24 protein-coding genes are annotated in these 22566 nt (G+C 46.7%); 21 read left to right on the plus strand and 3 right to left on the minus strand.

Annotated elements, in window-relative coordinates:
* Positions 1-164: 164 nt before the first annotated feature.
* The 11 genes from MKY16_RS08865 (at position 165) to MKY16_RS08915 (ending at position 6309) form a co-directional block, all read left to right on the plus strand.
* Entirely contained in the window at positions 165-590 is a 426-nt protein-coding gene (locus tag MKY16_RS08865; protein WP_165147826.1) for a phage holin family protein, read from the plus strand.
* A gap of 80 nt (positions 591-670) precedes the next feature.
* A complete protein-coding gene (locus MKY16_RS08870; RefSeq protein WP_013309679.1) occupies positions 671-958 on the plus strand; it encodes a Dabb family protein in 288 nt (95 codons plus the stop codon).
* 23 nt (positions 959-981) lie between these two features.
* Positions 982-1422 carry a DUF86 domain-containing protein gene (locus MKY16_RS08875; RefSeq protein WP_069011066.1) on the plus strand — a complete coding sequence of 147 codons (441 nt, stop codon included), beginning with the start codon at positions 982-984 and terminating at the stop codon, positions 1420-1422.
* 8 nt (positions 1423-1430) lie between these two features.
* Positions 1431-2078, plus strand: a complete 648-nt coding sequence (locus MKY16_RS08880; RefSeq protein WP_340955053.1) for a helix-turn-helix transcriptional regulator — start codon at positions 1431-1433, stop codon at positions 2076-2078.
* A 96-nt stretch (positions 2079-2174) separates the two neighbouring features.
* Positions 2175-2498 (plus strand): YtxH domain-containing protein, encoded by a 324-nt coding sequence (locus MKY16_RS08885; protein WP_340955054.1) that lies wholly within the window; start codon positions 2175-2177, stop codon positions 2496-2498.
* A 208-nt stretch (positions 2499-2706) separates the two neighbouring features.
* Entirely contained in the window at positions 2707-3516 is an 810-nt protein-coding gene (gene racE / locus MKY16_RS08890; protein ID WP_069011068.1) for a glutamate racemase, read from the plus strand.
* Between the two features lie 117 nt (positions 3517-3633).
* Positions 3634-4854 (plus strand): M14 family metallopeptidase, encoded by a 1221-nt coding sequence (locus tag MKY16_RS08895; protein ID WP_039269978.1) that lies wholly within the window; start codon positions 3634-3636, stop codon positions 4852-4854.
* Between the two features lie 136 nt (positions 4855-4990).
* Positions 4991-5257, plus strand: a complete 267-nt coding sequence (locus tag MKY16_RS08900; protein ID WP_340955055.1) for a hypothetical protein — start codon at positions 4991-4993, stop codon at positions 5255-5257.
* Between the two features lie 140 nt (positions 5258-5397).
* Positions 5398-5700 (plus strand): heme biosynthesis protein HemY, encoded by a 303-nt coding sequence (locus MKY16_RS08905; protein ID WP_013370462.1) that lies wholly within the window; start codon positions 5398-5400, stop codon positions 5698-5700.
* Between the two features lie 23 nt (positions 5701-5723).
* Positions 5724-5945 (plus strand): DUF1450 domain-containing protein, encoded by a 222-nt coding sequence (locus tag MKY16_RS08910; protein WP_007429791.1) that lies wholly within the window; start codon positions 5724-5726, stop codon positions 5943-5945.
* Positions 5946-6039: 94 nt separating this feature from the next.
* The gene (locus MKY16_RS08915; protein WP_023987992.1) at positions 6040-6309 is read left to right on the plus strand and encodes a hypothetical protein; all 270 of its coding nucleotides are present in this window, start codon (positions 6040-6042) and stop codon (positions 6307-6309) included.
* 199 nt (positions 6310-6508) lie between these two features.
* Here the strand turns inward: MKY16_RS08915 and MKY16_RS08920 are convergent, their stop codons facing one another.
* Together MKY16_RS08920 and MKY16_RS08925 are read right to left on the minus strand one after the other, a co-directional pair.
* The gene (locus MKY16_RS08920; protein WP_340955057.1) at positions 6509-8491 is read right to left on the minus strand and encodes an LTA synthase family protein; all 1983 of its coding nucleotides are present in this window, start codon (positions 8489-8491) and stop codon (positions 6509-6511) included.
* 188 nt (positions 8492-8679) lie between these two features.
* On the minus strand, positions 8680-9840 hold the full coding sequence (locus MKY16_RS08925; protein WP_023987994.1) for a THUMP domain-containing class I SAM-dependent RNA methyltransferase: 1161 nt from the start codon (positions 9838-9840) through the stop codon (positions 8680-8682).
* Positions 9841-9997: 157 nt separating this feature from the next.
* On the opposite strand from MKY16_RS08925, the gene MKY16_RS08930 reads away from it, so the two are divergent.
* Positions 9998-10642, plus strand: a complete 645-nt coding sequence (locus MKY16_RS08930; protein ID WP_023987995.1) for an O-methyltransferase — start codon at positions 9998-10000, stop codon at positions 10640-10642.
* Between the two features lie 112 nt (positions 10643-10754).
* On the opposite strand, the gene MKY16_RS08935 is transcribed toward MKY16_RS08930, so the two are convergent.
* Complete coding sequence (locus tag MKY16_RS08935; RefSeq protein ID WP_340955059.1) at positions 10755-11984, minus strand: MFS transporter; 1230 nt, start codon at positions 11982-11984, stop codon at positions 10755-10757.
* Between the two features lie 235 nt (positions 11985-12219).
* On the opposite strand from MKY16_RS08935, the gene hemE reads away from it, so the two are divergent.
* The 9 genes from hemE (at position 12220) to MKY16_RS08980 (ending at position 22532) form a co-directional block, all read left to right on the plus strand.
* Positions 12220-13266: a uroporphyrinogen decarboxylase gene (gene hemE / locus MKY16_RS08940; protein WP_340955061.1), complete on the plus strand. Its 1047-nt coding sequence runs from the start codon at positions 12220-12222 to the stop codon at positions 13264-13266.
* Between the two features lie 31 nt (positions 13267-13297).
* On the plus strand, positions 13298-14239 hold the full coding sequence (hemH, locus tag MKY16_RS08945; protein ID WP_340955063.1) for a ferrochelatase: 942 nt from the start codon (positions 13298-13300) through the stop codon (positions 14237-14239).
* Between the two features lie 7 nt (positions 14240-14246).
* Positions 14247-15692, plus strand: a complete 1446-nt coding sequence (hemG, locus tag MKY16_RS08950; RefSeq protein ID WP_069011072.1) for a protoporphyrinogen oxidase — start codon at positions 14247-14249, stop codon at positions 15690-15692.
* 137 nt (positions 15693-15829) lie between these two features.
* Positions 15830-17311: a CapA family protein gene (locus tag MKY16_RS08955; RefSeq protein WP_340955066.1), complete on the plus strand. Its 1482-nt coding sequence runs from the start codon at positions 15830-15832 to the stop codon at positions 17309-17311.
* Between the two features lie 81 nt (positions 17312-17392).
* Positions 17393-18163 (plus strand): glycerophosphodiester phosphodiesterase, encoded by a 771-nt coding sequence (locus MKY16_RS08960; RefSeq protein ID WP_029516693.1) that lies wholly within the window; start codon positions 17393-17395, stop codon positions 18161-18163.
* Between the two features lie 38 nt (positions 18164-18201).
* Positions 18202-18825 carry a fumarylacetoacetate hydrolase family protein gene (locus MKY16_RS08965; protein WP_029516694.1) on the plus strand — a complete coding sequence of 208 codons (624 nt, stop codon included), beginning with the start codon at positions 18202-18204 and terminating at the stop codon, positions 18823-18825.
* A gap of 168 nt (positions 18826-18993) precedes the next feature.
* Positions 18994-19800, plus strand: coding sequence for a DUF92 domain-containing protein (locus MKY16_RS08970; RefSeq protein WP_340955068.1), 807 nt, complete (start codon positions 18994-18996; stop codon positions 19798-19800).
* An 82-nt stretch (positions 19801-19882) separates the two neighbouring features.
* On the plus strand, positions 19883-20461 hold the full coding sequence (locus tag MKY16_RS08975) for a TetR/AcrR family transcriptional regulator (RefSeq protein ID WP_029516696.1): 579 nt from the start codon (positions 19883-19885) through the stop codon (positions 20459-20461).
* A gap of 121 nt (positions 20462-20582) precedes the next feature.
* Positions 20583-22532: an ABC-F family ATP-binding cassette domain-containing protein gene (locus tag MKY16_RS08980; protein ID WP_340955070.1), complete on the plus strand. Its 1950-nt coding sequence runs from the start codon at positions 20583-20585 to the stop codon at positions 22530-22532.
* Positions 22533-22566 lie beyond the last annotated feature (34 nt).

The raw sequence follows: 22566 nt of genomic DNA on the forward strand, positions 1-22566 counted from the left end.
TAGTGGTTTGGAAGGTGTCTTTTTGTTGTATTTGCTCAAAAATGTGAAGTTTGCAGCATGGTTTATATGAATCTATGAATTCATGTCTATGCACAGGTCATATGACTTTACGGGTTATCACGTCGCTGCATATATTACAGTAACCGCCCCGAGAGGAGGAAGGTATGAATATTAATCCGAGTATGTTTAGTATGATTTGTGCTACCGCAGGAGCCTTTATTACGTTTGCCTTTGGCGGCTGGAATCAGCTAATGGTGCTATTCACGGTTGCAATGGCTGTCGATTATGTGACTGGAGTCGCCGCAGCAATTAAGACTGGGCAAGGTTTAAGTAGTAAAGCCGGCTTTTGGGGGTTGGCGAGAAAGGCTTTAATGCTAATGGTAATTTCTTTGGCGCATCATGTGGACCTCCTGATGGGTACCGAAATCATGAAAGGGGCGGCAACGTATTTTTATTTATCCAATGAATTGATCTCTATTACGGAAAACTGCTCACGAATGGGTTTACCGCTCCCACCGAAGCTCAAGAATTTTTTTGCCCTATTAAAGGACAAGGAGTCTGATGGGGAAAATGGTGGAAAAGATCGCTAGAATTACAAAGTTTCTTTCCGTATGTGGGGCGTTATGATAAAATTTTCAAGAGAACATTTTAAGATAAGGAGCCTATACGCATGATTAAACATATTGTTTTGTTCAAATTGAAAGACCGCTCCCCCGAAAGCATTGAGCACACAGCATCCATATTGCGCAGCATGAACGGCAAAATCAAAGAGCTGCTGTCACTCGAAGTAGGTACGGATGTGATTCGTTCGGAACGTTCTTATGATATTTCCCTTACCGCTGTTGTCGAAACACTGGAGGATTTGCAAACGTATCAGGTACACCCTGTGCACCAGGAAATTATTGTACACATGAATGAAGTGAAGGATGTATCTATCGCAGTTGATTATGAAATCTAAAGCGGTACTGGAGGTGCAGGACCTTGTATTATGTCAACCGGGAACAAATTGAGCTTCGACTAGGGGCTGTTCCCGACATTGTCGCCGGACTTCGCCAGACTTCTGCTTCCTGGAACGGCGATCTGTTGCAGGGGCTAGTGCAGGAGCGCTGTCTTCATCTGGCCATTGAGACGGTAACGGACGTAGGAAGCTATATCATCGACGGATTTATTATGCGTGACGCCAGTAGCTATGAGGATATTATCGGTATCATTCATGAGGAAGGTGTACTGGATGATACCGTATTTCATTCGCTAGTAGAGCTGGTAGGCTTACGTAAACCCTTAGTGCAGGAGTATTTCCATTGGGACCGGACAAGCCTTCACCCGCTTACAACAAAGCTGCCTGGGTTGCTGGAGCTTTTTGCATCTAACGTGCATGATTATTTAAATAAGGAATTGGGTCCCCAGCCCGAGGGAGTGTAAAGGCAAAAGTGACGGATAAGTATATTGTACCCGAAATGCCCACTAGGCGCATGATCATGACACTATTGAAAACCCAGGGACCTGTGGGCGTCGGAAGCTTGGCAGCTCAATTAGGCATTACCGAAATGGGAGTGCGTAGGCATCTCAAATTGATGGAGCAGGATGGTCTGATCGTGGCTACGATCGTGAGACAGGCGATGGGACGCCCGACATTTTTGTACAGCCTGAGCGAGCAGGGAAGCGAGCAGTTTCCACGTAATTATGATCATTTGTTACTGGAACTGTTAGAGGAACTCGATGAAGAACAGGGAATGGAAGCTGTTTACTCGCTGTTTGATGGTAGAAAACGTAAAATGATGAAGCGTTACGCCCCTCATATAGAGGGGGAGACTACACTGGCTTTACGTGTGGAAAAGCTTTCGGGCATCCAGAATGCTTCCGGATATATGGCAGAGTGGCGCGAGGAAGAGGATGGTAGCTACTCTATTGTGGAATACAATTGTCCTATCTCTCAAATTGCAGGCCGTTACCGCAAGGCTTGTGAATGCGAGCAGCAAATGTTTGAGGAGCTACTTGATGCCGAAGTTGTTCGTGAGGATTGTTTGGCAGATGGGGGCCGTTGCTGCCTGTATCGTATCCGCTCTAAAAAAAAGTAAAACTTTTCAGGCTTGTTTTCTGTATCATGACAAGCTCCCCATGCTTATAATGCACTAACAGATGGGCATTCGCCCGGGCACAAGGGAGAGATGATGATGAAGGAGAACTGCAAAAGTTTTATCCGAGGCGCGTTGGCAGGCAGCATTGTTGGTTCGGTTGTTGCTTTATTATTTGCCCCTAAGTCAGGTCGTGAGCTGCGTCAGAATATTACAGATCAGGCGCGCAACGTAAGTGATAAGGGACAGGAGCTAGCGGGGAAAATTTCAGACACTTCAATTGAGTATACTGACAAAATTAAGGAGACAGCCTCAGCCGTCATTCATGAAATTGGGCAATGGCGTAAAAAGAGTGAAATGATTCCTGAGGTTAGTATTTCATCAGCGACTGCTCAAGAAGATACGGAAAAAGATGCGCTGTAACGGTCTGTAAAAAATAGGTGAAACACTGAATACGGTTTGAATTCGTGGCTTCTCCCGTTGGGATGGAGCCTTTTTATTGATCACTTCCTCGTTTTAGGGTAATCTTTTGGGGTACCTTTTACACTGATACGACATAAGGTATGTAGCAACGGATAGCTTTCCGAGATGAAATAACTCATATTTGAACAAAAAAGGAAGCGGTGTGTACGTGCAGCAAGCGATTGCAATATTGGATTCCGGTGTAGGAGGTTTGACGGTTGTTAAAGAAGTCATGCGTCAGCTTCCACGGGAAAAAATCATTTATTTTGGAGACACTGCGCGCACTCCGTATGGCCCCCGACCATCGGAAGAGGTTAAAAAATTTACAGAGCAAATGGTTGACTTTCTGATTCAATTTGATCCGAAAGTCATTATTATTGCTTGTAACACGGCTACTGCCGCGGCATTGGACTATATAAGCCAAAAGGTATCCATTCCGGTGATCGGAGTCATTCACCCCGGGGCTCGTGCTGCGATTAGCGCGACTGCTACCGGGCATGTCGGGGTGATTGGGACTGTCGGTACGATTCGAAGCGGAGCGTATACAGCTGCGCTCAAGCAATTGTCTCCTTACGTAGACGTGGTGAGCCATGCGTGTCCTGCGCTTGTTCCATTGGTGGAGCAAGGGTTATTTCGCTCTAAGACGACATCGCAGGTTGTGGAGGAGACATTGAGACCTATTCAAACGTATCCGATTGATTGTCTGATTCTTGGTTGTACGCATTATCCTTTTTTGAAGGAAACGATTCAAGAAGTCATGGGGCCTGCAGTAAAGCTCATTAGCTCGGCAGATGAAACGGCGCGTGAGACGAGTACCATTTTGTATAACAAAGACAAGTTGGAAGCTGGGGACGAAACCCCGGTACATCAGCTTTTTTGTTCCGGCGATCCTGAATTGTTCCAGCGCATTGCCGCACAGTGGCTCGGGGAGCAAATTCGCCAAACGCCTGTCGTCTGGCAAGTCACCAATTTGGATTAACGAGACAGCCGACTTTTTGTCATTGGACAAAAGAAGTCGGCTGTTTTGCTTTTCGCTACATCAAGACACGCCGCGTTTGCATAACATGCAGTAAGGCAGATGGAAGGGGCGTAGAAGATGAGGGAATATATCGTTCAAAAAGGAGATACATTGCACCGGGTCGCCTCGGCTTTTAAACTATCGGCGGATACTTTAATCGTAGATAATCCGTGGGCCGCCACGCAACCCTATCTGATTAGTGGTCAAGTGTTATATATTCGTCCGTCTACGGATCGTAAATACGTTATTCAGCCTGGTGAGTATGCAAGACAGATTGCCAAGCAGTTTGGTGTGGAGCTTAATGAGTTACGGCTAGCCAACCCCGGACTTGCGGAGCATGATTTTATGGAAGGAAAAACTATTGTTATTCCTGAAGACCATCAGGATCAGATTGTACGATTACGTGGAGAGTATGGATATGAAGATTTAAAGGAAGACCTAGCGGCCTTGGCCCGCAGATATCCGTTTATTGAAGTTGGCAGCATTGGAACCAGTGTCATGGGGAAGGATATTCCTTATGTACGTATTGGGCAGGGAACGCGTAAAATTCACGCCAATGCTTCAGTTCATGCTAATGAATGGCTGACGACGCCTTGTTTGCTGCGTTTTATAGAGCAATATGCACAAGGGATCGGTGGGACTGAAGAACATGTAGGGGCCACTCAATGGGTGTATGGAGGTTCTCCGCGGGATTTGCTGGAGCATACATCCTTATGGGTGGTTCCGATGGTCAACCCGGATGGGGTAGAGCTGGTGCAACAAGGTATACTCCCAACTCATCCGTTGTATCATGACCTCAAAAAGTGGAATGAAGGACGTGCTGATTATCGCGGTTGGAAGGCGAATATTCGTGGTGTCGACCTCAACGATCAATTTCCGGCATATTGGGAAGAAGAGGTGCGCAGACGCGGTAAAACAGGTCCGTCTCGACGAGACTATGCAGGGCCTGCACCTTTGTCTGAACCGGAGTCTAAGGCGCTTGCCGATCTAACGGAGCGCGAACAGTTCGACATGGTGTTATCCATACACAGTCAGGGACAGGAGATCTATTGGAATTATCGGGATCTAGAGCCTAAGGAGAGCCGAGATTGGGCCTTACGGCTAGCTGCCGCAACAGGTTACCGGGCGGTAAAGCTGGGTGGGAGCGATGCAGGGTACAAGGATTGGTTTATACAGCGATTTGGTAAACCGGGGTTTACCGTTGAAGTCGGTCTAGGCGTAAATCCGCTGCCCATGCGTGATTACGATGATATTGCAGCAGAAGTGGGCATGTTAATGGCAACAGTGCTGTCATGGTAAAAAATTCGGCCTACTGAAACGTATTGAATCATTTGCACGTATTAGGAGGAACACGTTTTTTATAAGTGTTCCTCTTTACATGTCCCTTCAATGGGGTATATATACTTAGGAGCATTGGAAATGGAGTGAACAACCTATGAAGTGGAAAAGATTACTATCTCTCCGTCAATGGTCACATGTATTTCGTCGTATGCCCCGACTGATTACTTCATCAAGGATTCCGCTGGGAGAAAAATTACTCTTTGCGGTGCCTGTGTTGCTCTATTGGGTATTACCTGATGTCATGCCATTTATGCCCATCGACGATATTGGTGTGACGTTATTGCTTATGAATTGGTTTGTGACCCGTGCCGAACGAAAATATCCAGATGTGCTTAAAAAGCAACATGTACGTGTTCGGTAGATAAGCTTATGAATTTCGTGATTGCGATTTTTCACGATTTTCTTTACAATAGGAATATTGCCTTTTGCTATGCTAAACATAATTGTGATTTATCCAATAAACCACATTTCATTTAATGAATATGAAGGAGATGAAGTTTGATGAACTGCAAAATTACTCGTAACGCAGCTAAAGTATTGAAACTTGAACTGGATAAGGAAGAGAACCAAGGGAAGAGCCTGCGCGTTGTTATTACTCATGCTCATGGAGATCATGCTCATTACGGGCTGGATTTGGACACGCCTAAAGAAACAGATACTGTCGTATCTACAGATAAAGGCATTGACGTAATTTTGGAAAGCGGCCAGCCGCTGCTGGATGGTGTGAAAATTGATTACTTGTACTTCCCCGAAGAAGGATTTGTCATTACTAACCCTTCCCAAGGTAATCACGGCGACCACTAAGCCGGAGCTCGGAGGGATGACAGATGGCCAACGATATTCGCGTATGTGATGAATGCAATCATATTCGCTTGAAAACAATCTTGCCCAAGTTGCAAAAGATGGCACCAGATGCCGAGATCAAAATCGGCTGCAAATCGTATTGCGGTCCTTGTGGGAAACGGGCGTTTGTGTATGTGAACGGACGTTATGTGAGTGCGGCCACGGAGGATGAAGTATTGGAGAAGGCTGCGCGCTTTATCAAATAGTTCCAGTACGCAGCATTCGCAATTTTTGAATAGTTCCCCTTCTTCTGATCCATGCTAATGGATGTAGACCACTGCCCAGAAGGAGGAGTGACTCATGGCCCAATATGATTCCAATCTCGACAATCACAGTGTTGAGGCTCAAACACAAAACTCGGTGGACAGGCTCCACAATGCCGTCTCTCAGGCATTGTCACATCCAGCTGAGCAACTGATTGAACAGGCGGAGCAGTCTCGCACTCATGCTGAACATGCCATACAGCAGGCGAAGGATAGCCTTGGTGACGACTCAGTAGAAGTTGCGGAGGATATGCTTGGTGAAGAGGTACAACGGCTTGAACAGGCCAAAAAAACGTTGCGTTCCTAAGCATTTGTGACTGGTAACAACGAGCGCAGTCGAGTGACAATCCATAAAAAAGCACGATCCACAGCACTTACAAGCCGATGGATCGTGCTTTTTTGTTATATACAGAGTAGTTATGCGGCGACATCGTTAAAGGGGTTTGGGAAGATGCTGTATCAGCAACCTCCCACATAAAGTCTATTAGATACAGATACAGAAGGAGTTACTTCTTTGTTTGTGGTTCCCATTCGCGAATAAGATCGTATGTGATAACCTGATCGGATATGTTCAACCGATTGAGAGCTTCGGTATATCCCGGTCCGCAGGCGTTTACGTCTGTAGGCTGGCCTGTACTCAGGTTGTAACAGGTCCCTTTGGAGAATGTACCGTCCTCAGATGGAATGTAGTACACTCGTCCATCCGTGAAAGCACCAGTACGTAGCACAACCATACGAGGCTTCCCGCTAAACAGATCGTTTCCCATAAAATGATATGGTTTTGTAGAAATCCCAAGCAGGTGCATTACGGAAGGAGTCAGATCCAACTGACCTGCCGGTTCTGTATACGTGCCCGCCTGACTTCCGTCAGGAAGATGCACAAGCAATGGCACCTGATTCATGATTTTCTGCATGTCCAGATCCGTAAGTGGCTTGCCTAAAAATTTCTCATACAGTGCTTTGTCTTTAATAGAATTATCATGATCCCCATAAAACATCAGGATCGTATCATCCCACAGTCCGTCTTTCTTCATCTGATCTACCAATTCGCCTAGTGCTTCATCTACATAATGGACAGATTTTAGATAGTCTCCGAACATGGTACCTTCAAACTCGCCAACGTCTAAATCTACCGCGTCAGGTGACAGGTTGTACGGATGATGGCTCGAGATACCGACCATATAGGCGTAGAACGGCTGCTTAACTTCGGTAGTGAGATCATTGAGCGTTTGACGGAAAAAGGATTTGTCTCCCAGGGACCAGCCCAATGGCTCATCAATTTTAAAATCTTTTTTACTGTAGAACTTGTCATAGTTCATTGCCTTATACATAGTGTAGCGGTTCCAGAAGCTGCTGTCATACACGTGAAACGCATTGGGACTATATCCAGTATCCTTCAAAATGGAAGGTAACGTATCGAATTTATGGTCCGCATAACGGATAAATACTGAGCCTGTAGGGAGCGGATGCAGCGAAGCATGTGTAGAGAAGTCCGCGTCCGAAGTACGGCCCTGCGCAGTCTGGTGAAAATAATTGTTGAAATACATGCTTTCCTTCGTCAGTTTGTCAAAGTTAGGCGTAATCGCTTGACCGTTGATCTGTTTGCCGATAAAAAAGTTCATGAACGCTTCAGCTTGAATGACCATCACGTTTTTGCCCTTATACTTGCCAGATAGATCATTTTTTACCTGAAGCAACTTTTGGTGCTGATTAAACCATTCCTTATCCTTATCGGATTCCGCTTGAGCCAATGTAGGCTGAGGACCAAGGTGATCCTGACCATAGCGGTAGATGTCATATCCATGAAATCCGATCAACCCTGTTACATTGTACAAGGCCATCGACCACCAGTTGCCGACAAATATGCCAGTTGCCCACGTGGAGGTATAATATTTGATCGGCCCAAATGTTAATACATAGCCAATCAGGAAGGCCAATGCTCCTTTAGAGAAGCGAAGCAGGAACCTCTTTGTGTAGGAGCTTCGGGATGCTTTTAAATAAGTATCATTCGTGGTAAATCGACGTCGTAAGGAAGCCACAAATATGACATACGGAATGAATAGAATCCAGTCTGCAAAAAAGAGAATGTCCCTCCAGTACATAAGGGATGCGATACTTCCGCCTAGAGAATCAACTTGTCCAGCTTGAAGTAAGACGGGAATCGTAATGAAATCCTGGAAATACCGATAATAAACCATGTCGGAATAAATGAGCGCGGTGAGCAACATATCGAGCACCACAAGAGCAATCAAACGTCCGCGACGTGGCAGCCATAAGGTCCAGAAGCTCACAAGTAAAAGCGAACCAATAGCGATGACATAATCCAGCGGATTCATGTCAATATTTTGGGCATGCAAGTTATAGTGAATCAGTACGAGCTTGCCGATCATAAGCACAAAAAACAGACCTAGTCCAAAATATCGAGACAGCAGCATTCTGCTGAACGTGTTACCAGTGCGACTTGCACTGGACGTGCGAATAACCAACACTTTACCCCCTCTGGCAGAAATGTTCGGCTAGTATAAATTACATATTAACGTAATGTTAAAACCGAAATGCCTTTAATTATTATAGCGCTCATCTCGCGCATTTCAATGATTAAGTAAAGAAAATACAGCACAAATCAGGCCAGAACAACGAACGGAGAGTTCGTTTCCTGGCCTAGGCTTCATCTTATTTAAGGCTGCAACGGCGAAGTATCTTTGCGGCGCGGAGGCAGAGGGCCTAGATACTGATAGTATTGGCATTCAATCCGGCCGTTAAACAACTTCCGGCGCTTGTCTGCTTTACGGCCCCAATAATGCTCAAATTGCTTGGTGGAGCTGATGGCAAAGAAGGACCAGGTCTTCATTTCGGCTGCCGTGCGTGCGAGTGAACGGATCAGCTTTTCCACCTCGGATTGTTCGCTCAGTCTCTCGCCATAAGGTGGGTTTGTAATCATCACACCATATTGTCCTTCGAGTCTGACTTTAGTTACAGGCATCACCTTAAGAGGGATGTCTTTAGCAAAGCCTGCTGCTTTTACAGCTGCCTCAGCAACTTGTATGGCATTTGGATCGATATCGCTACCTGCAATTTCAAAAGGAATGTCATCGCGGGTCAAATCCATCGCCTCGTCGCGAGCCTGATCCCATAATTCTCTGCCAATGACAGGCCAGTCTTCCGAGTTAAAGGTACGTCTCAGTCCTGGCGCAATATTCCAGGCTTGCATGGCAGCTTCGACCAATAAAGTACCGGAACCGCAGCATGGGTCATAGAAGGGGCGGTCCGGGCTCCAGCGACTAAGCTGAATAAGAGCAGAAGCCATCGTTTCTTTGAGGGGCGCCTCTGTAACGAGTTTACGGTAGCCGCGTTTGTGCAGTCCTGGACCGGTTGTATCAAGCGTCAGCAACGCACGATCATTCAATAGAATGACCTCAATGACGTAACGAGGGCCATCTTCAGCAAACCAATCTGTATGGTAGGTTTCCTTGAGTTTTTCTACAATCGCCTTCTTGACGATTCCCTGACTGGCTGGTACGCTACTAAGCTGTGATTTGTGCGAACGTCCCTCGACGGGGAATTCACCATCTACAGGAATCCAATCCTGCCAGGGTAATGCTTTGGTACCCTCGAACAGCTCATCGAAGGTTGTTGCAGCAAATTCACCCATTTTAATAAGTACGCGGTCTGATGTGCGAAGCCACAGGTTACACCGGCATATATCCATATAATCTCCGGTAAAAACGACGCGGCCGTTTTCGACGGTTAGATCTTCGTACCCGAGTTCTCTGAGTTCTCGGGCCACGACGGCTTCAAGTCCCATTGGCGCAGTCGCAATTAGTTGCAGTTGAGTCATTAAACGTATTCACTCCGTCCCCATAATCATGTAAGCTTGGTTCAATCCCTATAGTATAGGTCATTGTACTCGAAGAGACAAATCATTAAGGTAAAAAATTTACGAAGGACACCACGTCCTACCTGCGTTATGATTAAGCAATAAGGAGAGATGAACCGTGGAAATTACACCCAATATGACGCCTGAACAATATGTAGACCAGCTGGTACAAGAGGATGAAGCACTTCGCAGTATTAGGGAGGCTATCGTTAAAGAAGGTATGCCGGAAGTATCCGTTGCCCATCCTTATGGAAAACTGTTGACCTTTCTAATTGAAGTATCTGGCGCACAGCATGTACTGGAAATCGGCGCATTAGGCGGCTACAGTGGATTATGTCTGGCCCGTGGGCTGGGAGAAAAGGGCCGTATTGTGTCACTGGAGCTGAAAGAAGCGTACGCAGCGCTGGCACATCGACATATGGAAAACAATGGATACGGTGACCGTGTCGAATATCGTATTGGACCCGCAGCGGACAGCTTGAAAGAACTTCAGGAAGAGGGAAGAACTTTCGATTTTTTCTTCATTGATGCAGATAAGGAAAATTACCCAGTATATCTGGAATATGCGATTGCTCTGGCGAATCCAGGTGCCATTATTGCGGGAGACAACTGTTTCCTTCGCGGACGGACGCTGAATACGGATAAGAACGGCCCTGCCGTTCAGGCCGTGAGACGTTTTAACGAAACGATAGCAACAGATCCGCGGCTGGTCAGCACGCTTTTGCCAGCTTACGATGGATTGGCGCTAGCTCGAGTTAAATAGCGTTCATTCCCCATGTATAGCTATCTATACAAAAAAGAACCTCCTTGTCCACTATAGCGTGGGCAAGGAGGTTCTTGTCTGTTAAGGTGGGCTTGTCTTACCTGAAGGTTTCTTACCTGAAATCAGGCGTAGCCTTACGATCAAAAAGCTTCATGCGTACCCAGAATATGTTGACGATTAACAGGACACCTGACATGATAAACAGTCCTTCGATGCCGATAAACCCGGATAGCACCCCGCCAATGACAGCACCCAGCATATTCCCAAGCGCGAGCGAGCTGGTATTGAAGCCGAAAGAACGACTTTCCATTCCTTCCGGTGTATACGTGCGAATCAGCGCATTTACGCTTGGTAGCAGACCGCCCATAAATACACCCATGAAAAAACGGATAATGACAAGTTGCCACACTTCATTGACAAAAGCCTGCGGAATGAGCATAACCGCCGTTCCGAGCAGTGCAATGGTCAAGATCTTGTGCGCTCCTATCTTGTCACTCAATCTTCCAAGGAGCGGTGCAGCAATCATATTGGATACGCCTGTTATAGCTGTAACGAACCCGGCAATCAGCGCAATTCCTTCTGCCGACCCATACAGTTTTTGCACATATAACGGCAGCAGAGATACCGTACTGATCATGGCAAATTGGAGCAGAAACGTTACGGTGAACAAAGCCGGAAGCTGGGGCGTATGGCTTAGCTCCTTTAATCCGGCAAGAACCGAAATTTGCGGTGTGCGTGCGGCTTCCGCTTTACTGAAATTTTCCTTAACCAGAAACATTGCAATGAGTGAGGCTATAAAAATCAGAGCGCCTGTAATATAAAAAATCGGTCTGAATCCGACCCAATCAGCCAAAAATCCGCCTAGCAGAGGACCGAGAATCGTGCCGGCCATCTGACCGGATTGCATAATCCCCATAGCGAATCCGGTTCGCTCTTTGGGAGTGGTACCCGATACTAGGGAAATCGATGCCGGATTGAAACCCGAAATCGTACCGTTCAGCAGGCGAAGCGCCAGCAGTTGCCACGGATGGGTGACCAAACCCATACATCCGATGACCAAAGCCATACCAAAGCCTGAGCGAAGCAGCATGACTTTACGTCCATATCGGTCAGCCAGCTTGCCCCACAAAGGCTGGAACATAAATGAGGTCAAAAAGTTAGCGGCAAAAATAACTCCAGCCCATAGACCAATATCGTGCTCTCCCTTCACATGAAGGTCCTGAGCCAGATACAGGGCGAGGAACGGAGTAATCATCGTAATACCCGCATTGACCAGAAACTGACCGAACCAAAGCACAATGAGATTGATTTTCCACGTCTCCCACGTCTCCCACGTTTTCAATGTGCTTTCACTTCCTTTCTGCCCATTCTCATCCTGTTGTAAATCCTACGTATCAACGCATAACTTCTCCGGAGCTTTAAAAAAAGCCATTTCTCTAGTATAGCACACTTCATTGAAACTTTATCCAAATGTCATGGGTTTGTCATGGTTTGTTCGAGAGCTACGGTTGTTACGACTCTTGAAAAAGGGCATAATTAAAATATAGTATTTATGATTCGAACTGGAGGCTGAAGTCATGACCTACAATGATACTTTTATCCGCGCTTGCCGCAAGCAAGCTGTGGATCATATTCCCGTATGGTACATGCGGCAGGCCGGAAGGTATGACCCTGAGTATCGCAAAATTAAAGAAAAATACACGTTGCTTGAGATATGCCGCCAGCCCGAGTTGGCCGCGGAAGTGACTTTGATGCCCGTGCGCAAGCTCGGGGTGGACGCTGCAATTTTATATTCTGATATTATGAATCCGGTGGCCTCGCTAGGGGTTGATTTTGATATTGTCAAAAATATTGGACCGGTTATTGATAATCCGATCCGGTCAGCTGCAGACGTAGACAAGTTGCGTCCAATTGATGTGGAACGCGATTTGGGTCATATTTTGGAAACGATCCGCATTTTGGACCGTGAACTGAAAGTGCCATTGATTACGTTCGCTGGAGCGCCTTTTACCATTGCAAGCTATTTAATAGAAGGAAGACCCTCCAAAGGATATATTCGCACCAAAGCGATGATGTATGGAGAGCCTGAGTTGTGGCATCGCCTGATGGATAAGCTAGGGGACATGGTTATTACATACGTGCAAGCTCATATCGCTAATGGCGGTAAGGCTTTTCAATTGTTTGATAGTTGGGTAGGTGCGCTCTCGCCCTATGATTTTCAAACTTTTGTGCTGCCGACTATCACACGTATTTTTCATGAATTATCTGATCTGGATGTACCTAAAATTTATTTTCCGGGCGTAAGCTCTGGTGAATTGCTCCCACACTTGAATGGGTTAAAAGCCGATGTGATTGGACTGGACTGGCGGGTAAGTATACCTGAAGGACGTCGTCGCTTGGGCAACGGTTTTGGTGTACAGGGAAATCTGGATCCTTATGTGCTTACTGCGCCAATAGATGTTATCAAGCAGTATGCGAAAACCATTGTAGATGAAGGTATCTTGGAGCCGGGTTACATTTTCAATCTCGGTCACGGTTTATTTCCTGAAGCCTCGCTAGATAAGCTAAGAGAGCTTACTGATTATGTACATGAGTATTCCCACTCGATTTTGTCAAAGAATTAAACCATTAGAAATGTTAAGAGGTGATCTGCTAATGAAAACCAAAGTGGGTGTGCTGGTTATGTCCTACGGGACGCCAGAAAGTCTGGATCAGGTGGAAGCCTACTATACACATATCCGTCGCGGTAATGCTCCCTCGCCGGAGCAGCTAAAGGAATTAAAGGATCGTTATGAAGCTATTGTGGGCGGTGTGTTTCCGCTGCGTCAGAATACGGATCGGCAGGTTCAAAACCTGCAGGAAACCCTAAATCGGGAAAATCGCAACCCGGACATTGAATTTGCCTGTTATCAGGGACTCAAACATGCGAAACCGTTTATTGAGGACGGTGTGGAAGCCATGGTGCAAGATGGCATTCGTGCTGCGGTGGGTGTCGTGCTGGCTCCGCATTATTCCGTTATGAGTGTAGGCACTTATATTAAGCGCGCACAGGCTAAGGCACAGGAACTGGATCTGGCCATATCATTTGTGGAGAGCTATTATCTTCATCCAAAGTTGATTAAGACGCTAACTGAGCGTGTGAACGCCAAGCTGGCGCTTTTTGAAGAAGCTGGAGCCAAGCGGGATGAGGTTCGTGTTCTATTTAGTGCGCACAGCTTGCCTGAGCGGATTTTGGCTATGGGTGATCCTTATGTAGAGCAATTAATGGCTACTTCGCAGGCTGTTGCGGACAAGGTGGGGATTACCAACTGGCAGTTTACGTGGCAAAGCGCCGGTCGTACAGCAGAACCATGGCTGGCGCCAGACATTTTGGATACCATGCACAGTCTTAAAGAGGAGCAAGTGGAGTATGTGCTGGCTGCACCAGTTGGCTTTGTTTCTGATCACTTAGAGGTGTTATACGATCTGGATATTGAAGCACAGGCGTTGGCGAAGGAATTGGATATGCGTTTTCAGCGTATTGATTCACTCAACAGTGATCCACTGTATATGGAGACACTTAGTGATGTCATCATAGACCAATGGAAAAAGGGATGAGGACATAATGGAGCAAAGGTTACGTAATATTGTAATTGTAGGCGGAGGCTTGACCGGGCTTAGCACTGCTTTTTATACACGAAAAATGTACAAAGAAGCTGGCTACACACCTCGAATTACGCTGGTGGAGAAAGCATCCGTGCTGGGTGGAAAAATTGAAACACTGCATAAAGATGGTTTTGTGATTGAAAAGGGGCCAGATTCCTTTCTGGCCCGTAAAACGGCCATGATAGACCTGGCAAAAGAGCTGGAGTTGGATCATGAACTGGTGAGCACGAATCCTGAGGCTAAAAAGACATACATTTTGCATGAAGGACAGCTTCATCCGATGCCCCCTGGACTGGTGCTGGGGATTCCAACGGAGCTGAAACCCTTTTTGCGCAGCGGCTTGATCTCTTTAGGCGGGAAAATGCGGGCTATGATGGATTTTGTCATTCCGCCTCGCCGTGTACCGGGAGATGAGGCGTTGGGTGATTTTATTGAACGCCGACTTGGCAAAGAAGTGCTAGAAAATGTAACCGAACCACTACTGGCAGGGATTTATGCTGCCAACATGAAGACACTAAGTTTGCAAGCGACCTTCCCACAATTTGCTGAGGTAGAGAAGCAATACGGAAGTCTCATTCACGGAATGATGACAGGTCGAAAACCAGCTGAAACACATACGGGTACGAAAAAAAGCGCCTTTTTGACCTTCCGTCAAGGCTTGCAAAGTTTGGTGCATGCGTTACTGAATGATTTGTATGACTGTGATTTACGCACCGGTATTGCTGTTACAGAATTCACAAAGACACCGCAAAGTGAAGGCAGCCCATATCGCGTTATGCTGGACAATGGAGAGATGCTGGAGGCGGATGATATTTTTGTAACGACTCCCAACTTTGCTGCTGCGCCGCTATTGCGAGATCATGTCAATGTGGCTGCACTGGAAGCTGTTAATTACGTCTCCGTAGCAAACGTGGTCCTAGCCTTCGATAAAACAGATATTGAGAACGTCTTTGACGGTTCTGGTTTTCTGGTTCCTCGTAAAGAAGGACGCAGCGTGACCGCTTGTACATGGACGTCTGCCAAGTGGCTTCATACCAGCCCGGATGATAAGGTGCTGTTGCGCTGTTATGTAGGGCGAGCAGGAGCTGAAGACACTGTAGAGTTACCGGATGATGAGTTGATTGGACTGGTACGTAAGGATCTGAAAGAGATGATGGGAGTTACAGCGACTCCGTTGTTCACGGAAATTACACGTCTTCGCAATTCCATGCCGCAATATCCGGTAGGACACCCGCAGGCTATAGCTGATTTGCGTGAAGAGTTACGCACTGAGATGCCGGGAGTGTATGTGTTGGGCGCTGGCTATGATGCAATTGGCTTACCGGATTGCATCCGTCAGGCTAAGGAATGGGCCTCCAATGCCGTCCAAACGACACAACAGGAAGCAGTCAAGGTACAGGTGTAAATGTTCGATAATGAACCCTTCGCGATCCAGGCGAGGGGTTCTATTTATATTGAAATTTGATATATAATGGAGAAGGTGTAAAGTTCGCCAGCTAATAAAGAAGTTATGCAAATGCAATAGCATAGAAGGAGTGAAGAATGTACCCTCCCAGATCACAGCGAAATGAAGGTCGCAAAAAAGCAAGAAAACCAAAAATAGGCAAGGCTTGGATCATTACAAATCTGGTCCTACTGCTTATGATTGTAGGTCTTTTCGGTTATTATTACATATTTGAACACGACAACAGTGGCTCTCTTGCGGAAAATGCCGGGTATTCGCAAACGGAGAAGAAAATCCAAACAGGATCTGCTAGTGCAGATCGGTCTACTCCCTCGGTCAGTGAAAATGTTACAGCCTTGTCAAATAAACAGCTGGATGAAGGCCCCCATGCAGAAAATAAATTTGCCGACGATGAAACAAAGCAATCTACTGCTTCAGACACAAGCAATCGTCCCGCGACAACGTCTGACACAAATGCTCCCGAAGGCAGTTCCACAGGAGCAAAATTGTCCTCGGGGAAAGACGGGCAAGCACAGAACGATACGTCCAATAAGGATATATACGACGGTAATCCATCCACCGATAAGGGAGGAACGGAGGATATAAAGAAATCCAAAACAGACGGTGCAGACTCTCCGACAGTCACGCTTCACTTTGTAGGGGATGTGCAGTTTTCCGGTAAAGTTGAGCAGCGTTTGGAGCAGAATGGGTTTGATTTTCCGTATCAATATCTCGGAAACTTGTTTCATAAAGACGATCTGACGATTGCCAATCTGGAAACGCCCGTGACAACGAATGGTGTGGGTGCGTTAAATAAAACGTATGTGTATAAATCTTCGCCCAAAGCGTTAACTGCGTTGGCTGCGGCAGGGATAGACGCTGTCAATTTGGCCAACAATCACATTTTGGATCAGGGCACAGGCGGATTACTGGATACACTGAAATATCTGGATGAAAAGGGCATAGCCCATGCTGGAGCCGGACGTAATGCAAAAGAAGCATATGCACCGCATTATTTTGAACGTAAAGGGATCAAAATTGCCTTGTTGGGGACTACACGTGTTATGCCTGAAGCCAACTGGAATGCGGGCGCCAAACTGCCCGGTGTAGCAGGAGCCTATGATTCGACCGCTATCGTAAAGTCTATCCGTGAGGCACGAATGCAGGCCGATCTGGTGATTGTCATTACCCATTGGGGGAAGGAGCGCGCAACTGCACTTGAGCCCCATCAAACCGAGTTATCGCACGCTTTTATTGATGCTGGAGCTGATCTTGTTATTGGCGGTCATCCACATGTGCTTCAAGGGATGGAGCAATATAAAGGTAAATGGATTGCATACAGCACAGGCAATTTTATTTTTTCTAAATCAACGGTGCCAGCCACTTGGGATACAGCGATATTTCAGGCAACCTGTACCCGTAAAGGGGCTTGCGAGATGAAGCTGACTCCTTATCGGGCGGAGCTGGGTCAGCCGATCCCATTGAAGGATACGGAGGCCAGCAAAATTTTGCAGAGAGTGGCGGCACTGTCACCGGGAAATGTCTCGATTGGGACGGATGGTACAGTAAGTGCTCAATAGAATTTCGAAAGAAATTGTTAATATAGGAATTGACGGAATGAGCGTATGAGGGACTCCTTTGTGGATGGAGGTCATAACAAGATGAATAATTTGTGTGTGGCTCACCGCGGTTTTTCGGGGATTGCTCCTGAGAACACGATGGCAGCCTTTCAGCTTGCGTTGGAGCAACCATTTGTACATTGGATTGAGCTGGATGTACAGCTGTCAAAGGACGGTGTTCCGGTGGTAATTCATGATTTTACACTGGAGCGAACGACGAATGGTACAGGGAGAGTAAAGGATTCGGACTGGAAAGCATTGCAACAACTTGATGCTGGTAGCTGGAAAAGTGCAGAATACCGTGGAGAAATAATCCCCTCCCTCGCACAGGTGCTGGATTTATGTCGTGGCCGCGTATCGCTCAATATTGAGCTTAAAACAGCGGGAGATATGTATCCAGGACTGGAGAAAGCCGTACTCCGTGAAATTGCGATGAGAGGGATGGAGGGAGAGGTGGTATTAACCTCTTTTGAGCGTGCTGCATTACGCCGGGCTAAGGAGCTGTGTCCTGAGATCCGTACCGGATTGATTATTGATGCGCGTCCAGATGACTTGGCAAAGCAACTGGAACAGCTACAATGCACTTTTTTATCTATAGGCTATCCGCGTTTGGATCGAAACTTGATGAAAGATCTCACTGGACGCGGTATTACTGTCATGGCGTGGACGGTGGATGACCGCCGTATAATGCGGAAATTGGCCTCATTGCATCCTGAATTGATGATTTGCACCAATTGGCCGGATCGCTGGGAACGGGTTTTTTTGCTTTCCAAGCATCGGATGTGGCACTATATACGTAAACTTATACGTTAATAATTGGACTACATACGCGGGAAGGGTGAAGGGTCGTAATGAACGTGGAAATTCGTAATGTTTACTGTGTTGGGCGCAATTATAAACTGCATGCGGAGGAGCTGGGTAATGAGGTTCCCGCAGAACCAATGATTTTTTTGAAGCCGTCTCATGCGGTTGTGCCGCTGGATGGCGCCACGCTGGAGCTTCCGCAGGGGCAGGGAGATATTCATTTTGAGACTGAGCTGGTTGTAGCTGTAGGACGTAAATACGAACCGGGCATGTCCGCAGATACGTGTCTGAACGCATTTGCATTCGGCATCGATTTTACCCTGCGTGATGTACAAAGTGTTCTCAAGAAAAAAGGCCATCCATGGACCGCCGCCAAAGGCTTTAAATCGTCTGCTCCCGTGACACCATTCCTGCCTTTAGAACAATTGGACATGCTGGAGCTGCAGGATTTTTCCTTGCTCAAAAATGGACAGGAAGTGCAGCGTGGACATGTCAAAAATATGATTTTTTCTATCCAGCACATCGTTGAATATATAGCTACTCATTATGGACTGGGCGAGGGAGATATTATTTTTACAGGTACTCCAGCAGGAGTAGGGCCTACAGCAAGCGGGGATCGCTTTGAGCTTTTCTGGGGGAGTGAGCGTCAGGGAAGCTTCACCATCGCATAAATTTGTGAACGGAATCCACAGAAGAGGATTAAAAAAGGGAATGTTTTGAAGGCCGTGTCCTGTGCCAAAGCATGGGACACGGCTTTTATATAAGCGTGGAGCGTTGTACAATAATATACAGAACGAATAAAGAAAAACGGAGATTCATTTCAAAAGCGGGGGTATATCATGGACTGGATCATCGGATTGCTTTGTGCTGCTGTGGTGGCGGGAGCTGCATTTTATAAAAAATCCTTAACCTTATCTGGCTTTGCTGCGGCTGTACTGATGGGAACCGTATATTATGGGGCGGGTAACCTGTTCTGGTTCGGCACATTGCTCTTGTTCTTTATCACGTCAACCCTCCTGTCGAGGTTCAAAAAGGAGCGCAAGGCTGAGCTGGAAAAATCGTATGCCAAAACCGGCAACCGGGATGCAGGCCAAGTATGGGCTAATGGGGGATTAGGTATGCTGTTATGCCTGGGTTATGCGATATGGCCCCATGTTACGTGGCAGCTGGCTTTTGTCGGTGTCATGGCTACGGTCACTTCCGATACGTGGGCAACGGAATTTGGCAGTCTGAGTCGTAAGCCACCCCGTTCAGTGCTTAACGGGAAGGTGCTGGCACCTGGAACCTCAGGCGGAGTATCTGTATTGGGAACGGCTGCGGCCTTGGCTGGGGGTCTACTGATTGGCATAGGTGCATGGGGCTTTGGACACGCCATAGGAACGCCGAGCTTGCCGTTATGGCTGTGGGCACTGGTTGGAGGTATATCCGGTAGTGCTGGAGCCTTTGCTGATTCCTATCTTGGTGCTACGGTGCAAATGATGCGTTCCTGCACGGTTTGTGGACGGGAAGTAGAAGTAGACTCACATTGTGGACAAACGACGGTCTATGTACGAGGCTGGCGTTGGATGAGTAATGATCGGGTGAATAGCATTAGTTCTATTTTCGGAGGATTGGTCGCTCTTGCAGGTATTTTTCTTATACTCTGAACACGGAGCTGGGGATCGTTACAAGGGAATAATTATTATAAGAATTGACGGTGTTTCGATCCTTGTATAAGGAGGTGCTAAGATGGGCGATATACACGGAGATAAATATGAAGCCATTTTGGACGCCGCTTACACAGTCTTTGGCACCAAAGGCTTTTATGAAAGCAAAATTTCCGAGATTGCAGAACAAGCGGGAGTTGCCAAAGGCACAGTATACTTGTACTTTAAAAGCAAAGAGCAGCTATTTACAGCAGTCACACGTAGAGATTGCGAGCAATACCTAGCCGAAATGCAAGGCGCATTAATCAATCGTACTTTGGGAGAAGGTCTGCTGCGGATGGCAAATTTGCATCTGCACTACTATTTCAAGCGCAAGCAGCATACGAAATTATTTTTTATGACCCCCAACAGTGACCCCGATCTAATGGAGTTTATGCGGGGATTTATTCAGGACTATACTGATTTGGTCAAAAATAAACTGGCGTCAGAGGGTGTACAGCAGTCCGAGTTTCATGCGAAGGCATTCATTGGGATGTTGGAGCGCCTAAAAATGGATATTTTATTAAATAAAGATTTCCGAGAATGTGACGTGGATCAGACGGCTGAACTAGCAGCGAACTTATTTATGCATGGCTGTAAAGCCGGAATACAAAAATCCTGACATCTTATTGCTAAGAAACCGTACTGAATTCATTCAGATAACGGTTTTTTTAATCATTGGCTGTGTCTGTGTTAAAATAAACAGGATGCATCACAAAATTGGGGAAGAGTAGGGAATCCGTATGAATATTATGACCGTTGAACATATAACGAAAAGCTATGGCGAGAAAATGTTGTTTGAGGATGCTTCCTTTGGTATGGATGAACGTGACAAAATAGGAGTCGTTGGTGTAAATGGCACCGGTAAATCAACATTTTTACGCGTGATTTCCGGCTTAGAGCCGCCGGATGATGGCAATATTGCAGTGAACAACGATGTGCGAATTCAGTATCTAGCACAAAATCCGGAGTTTGATCCTGAAATGAAGGTACTCCAGCATATTTTTCATGGCAGTCAGCCTGAGATGAAAGCGGTCCGTGAATACACAGAAACCATGGAGTTGTTGGAATTAAATCCGGGTAGCGAGGAGCTTCAAAAACGTCTATTGCGAGCAAGTCAGCAAATGGATACGTTCCAGGCATGGCAGCTGGAGAGTGAGGCCAAAAATATACTTACCCGACTGGGGATCACCCAGTTTGAGTCTCGTATGGGCGTTCTATCCGGTGGGCAACGTAAGCGGGTGGCTTTGGCGGCGGCTTTGATCCAACCCTGCGAGCTGCTCATTCTGGACGAGCCCACAAACCATATTGATAATGAGTCCGTTGAATGGTTGGAGCAGTATTTGCAAAAAAGACGTGGTGCGTTGTTAATGATCACGCATGATCGCTATTTTCTGGATAGAGTTGCAAATGTCATGCTGGAGCTCGATCATGGTCGCCTTTTCCGTTATGAGGCTAACTATACCCGTTTTCTGGAGCTGAAGGCAGAACGCGAGGAGCGGGAAGCGTCTACGGAACAAAAAAGGAAGAACCTGCTGCGTAATGAGCTGGCTTGGATCCGCCGTGGAGCAAAGGCTCGTTCCACCAAGCAGAAAGCGCGTATTGACCGATATGAGCAGCTTAGGGATCAGCAACCGGAAGCTCGTTCTGGATCTGTAGATATGTCCGTCGCCTCCACACGTCTGGGTAAAAAAATATTGGAGATCGAGCATCTTTCCAAATCGGTAGATTCTCGTAAGCTAATACAGGATTTGAGCTACATTGCGGTTCCTGGTGATCGTGTTGGTATCCTAGGTCCTAACGGTAGTGGGAAATCCACTTTGCTCCAAATGATTGCCCAGCATATAGAACCGGATTCCGGCAACGTTGTGCTGGGACCGACGGTGAAGCTTGGCTATTTTACTCAGGAACATCAGGAAATGAACGAGTCTTTACGTGTTATTGAATATATTAAGGAAGAAGCCGAAGTGATTCGTACAGCAGACGGTTCGACGATTACAGCTGCACAAATGCTGGAGCGTTTCCTGTTCGCACCAAGCGCGCAATGGACGGTTATTTCCAGGCTGTCCGGGGGTGAAAAACGGCGCTTGTATCTGCTTCGTGTTCTGATGTCGGCACCGAATGTGCTATTGCTGGATGAACCAACAAATGATCTGGATATTCAAACCCTTTCCGTTTTGGAAGACTATCTGGATGAATTCCCGGGCGTGGTGTTTATTGTTTCTCATGATCGCTATTTCCTGGATCGAACAGTGGACAAAATACTGGCGTTTGAAGGGAATGGACAGGTACGTGTACATGTAGGCGACTATAGCGAGTATGCAGAATGGATTAGTAAAAATGCTCAATCTTCTGTGAATACGTCTGTCTCGACGAGTACGGATTCCTCGAATCGCTCTTCCACGCCTAAGTCTGCGGGTCCTTCCGAGTCAGTCAAGGAGACAAGTAAAACCAAGCTTAAATTCACCTTTAAGGAACAGCGGGAATATGAGCAAATTGATGAGCTGATTGAACAAGCCGAACAGAAGTTGGCCGACATTCAGCGGCAGATGGAAGAGTCTTTTAGTGATTCAGCACGACTACAGGAGCTCATGGCTGAGCAAGCGAAGGCAGAACAGCATTTGGAGCACCAAATGGAACGCTGGACCTACCTTAATGAGCTGGCCGAGCAGATTGAACAAAGTAAATCTTAAGCAATGATAAAGCCACATTAATAGCATTCTGCCA

The organism is Paenibacillus sp. FSL L8-0641, from assembly GCF_038006265.1.
Lineage (GTDB): Bacteria > Bacillota > Bacilli > Paenibacillales > Paenibacillaceae > Paenibacillus > Paenibacillus polymyxa_D.

Excerpts from the sequence above, each read along its gene's own strand:
- MKY16_RS08865 (WP_165147826.1), top strand. The coding sequence starts at position 165 with ATGAATATTAATCCGAGTATGTTTAGTATGATTTGTGCTACCGCAGGA.
- MKY16_RS08870 (WP_013309679.1), top strand. The coding sequence starts at position 671 with ATGATTAAACATATTGTTTTGTTCAAATTGAAAGACCGCTCCCCCGAA.
- MKY16_RS08885 (WP_340955054.1), top strand. The coding sequence starts at position 2,175 with ATGAAGGAGAACTGCAAAAGTTTTATCCGAGGCGCGTTGGCAGGCAGC.
- MKY16_RS08895 (WP_039269978.1), top strand. The coding sequence starts at position 3,634 with ATGAGGGAATATATCGTTCAAAAAGGAGATACATTGCACCGGGTCGCC.
- MKY16_RS08900 (WP_340955055.1), top strand. The coding sequence starts at position 4,991 with ATGAAGTGGAAAAGATTACTATCTCTCCGTCAATGGTCACATGTATTT.
- MKY16_RS08905 (WP_013370462.1), top strand. The coding sequence starts at position 5,398 with ATGAACTGCAAAATTACTCGTAACGCAGCTAAAGTATTGAAACTTGAA.
- MKY16_RS08910 (WP_007429791.1), top strand. The coding sequence starts at position 5,724 with ATGGCCAACGATATTCGCGTATGTGATGAATGCAATCATATTCGCTTG.
- MKY16_RS08915 (WP_023987992.1), top strand. The coding sequence starts at position 6,040 with ATGGCCCAATATGATTCCAATCTCGACAATCACAGTGTTGAGGCTCAA.
- MKY16_RS08925 (WP_023987994.1), bottom strand. The coding sequence starts at position 9,840 with ATGACTCAACTGCAACTAATTGCGACTGCGCCAATGGGACTTGAAGCC.
- hemE (WP_340955061.1), top strand. The coding sequence starts at position 12,220 with ATGACCTACAATGATACTTTTATCCGCGCTTGCCGCAAGCAAGCTGTG.
- hemH (WP_340955063.1), top strand. The coding sequence starts at position 13,298 with ATGAAAACCAAAGTGGGTGTGCTGGTTATGTCCTACGGGACGCCAGAA.
- hemG (WP_069011072.1), top strand. The coding sequence starts at position 14,247 with ATGGAGCAAAGGTTACGTAATATTGTAATTGTAGGCGGAGGCTTGACC.
- MKY16_RS08955 (WP_340955066.1), top strand. The coding sequence starts at position 15,830 with ATGTACCCTCCCAGATCACAGCGAAATGAAGGTCGCAAAAAAGCAAGA.
- MKY16_RS08960 (WP_029516693.1), top strand. The coding sequence starts at position 17,393 with ATGAATAATTTGTGTGTGGCTCACCGCGGTTTTTCGGGGATTGCTCCT.
- MKY16_RS08965 (WP_029516694.1), top strand. The coding sequence starts at position 18,202 with ATGAACGTGGAAATTCGTAATGTTTACTGTGTTGGGCGCAATTATAAA.
- MKY16_RS08970 (WP_340955068.1), top strand. The coding sequence starts at position 18,994 with ATGGACTGGATCATCGGATTGCTTTGTGCTGCTGTGGTGGCGGGAGCT.
- MKY16_RS08975 (WP_029516696.1), top strand. The coding sequence starts at position 19,883 with ATGGGCGATATACACGGAGATAAATATGAAGCCATTTTGGACGCCGCT.
- MKY16_RS08980 (WP_340955070.1), top strand. The coding sequence starts at position 20,583 with ATGAATATTATGACCGTTGAACATATAACGAAAAGCTATGGCGAGAAA.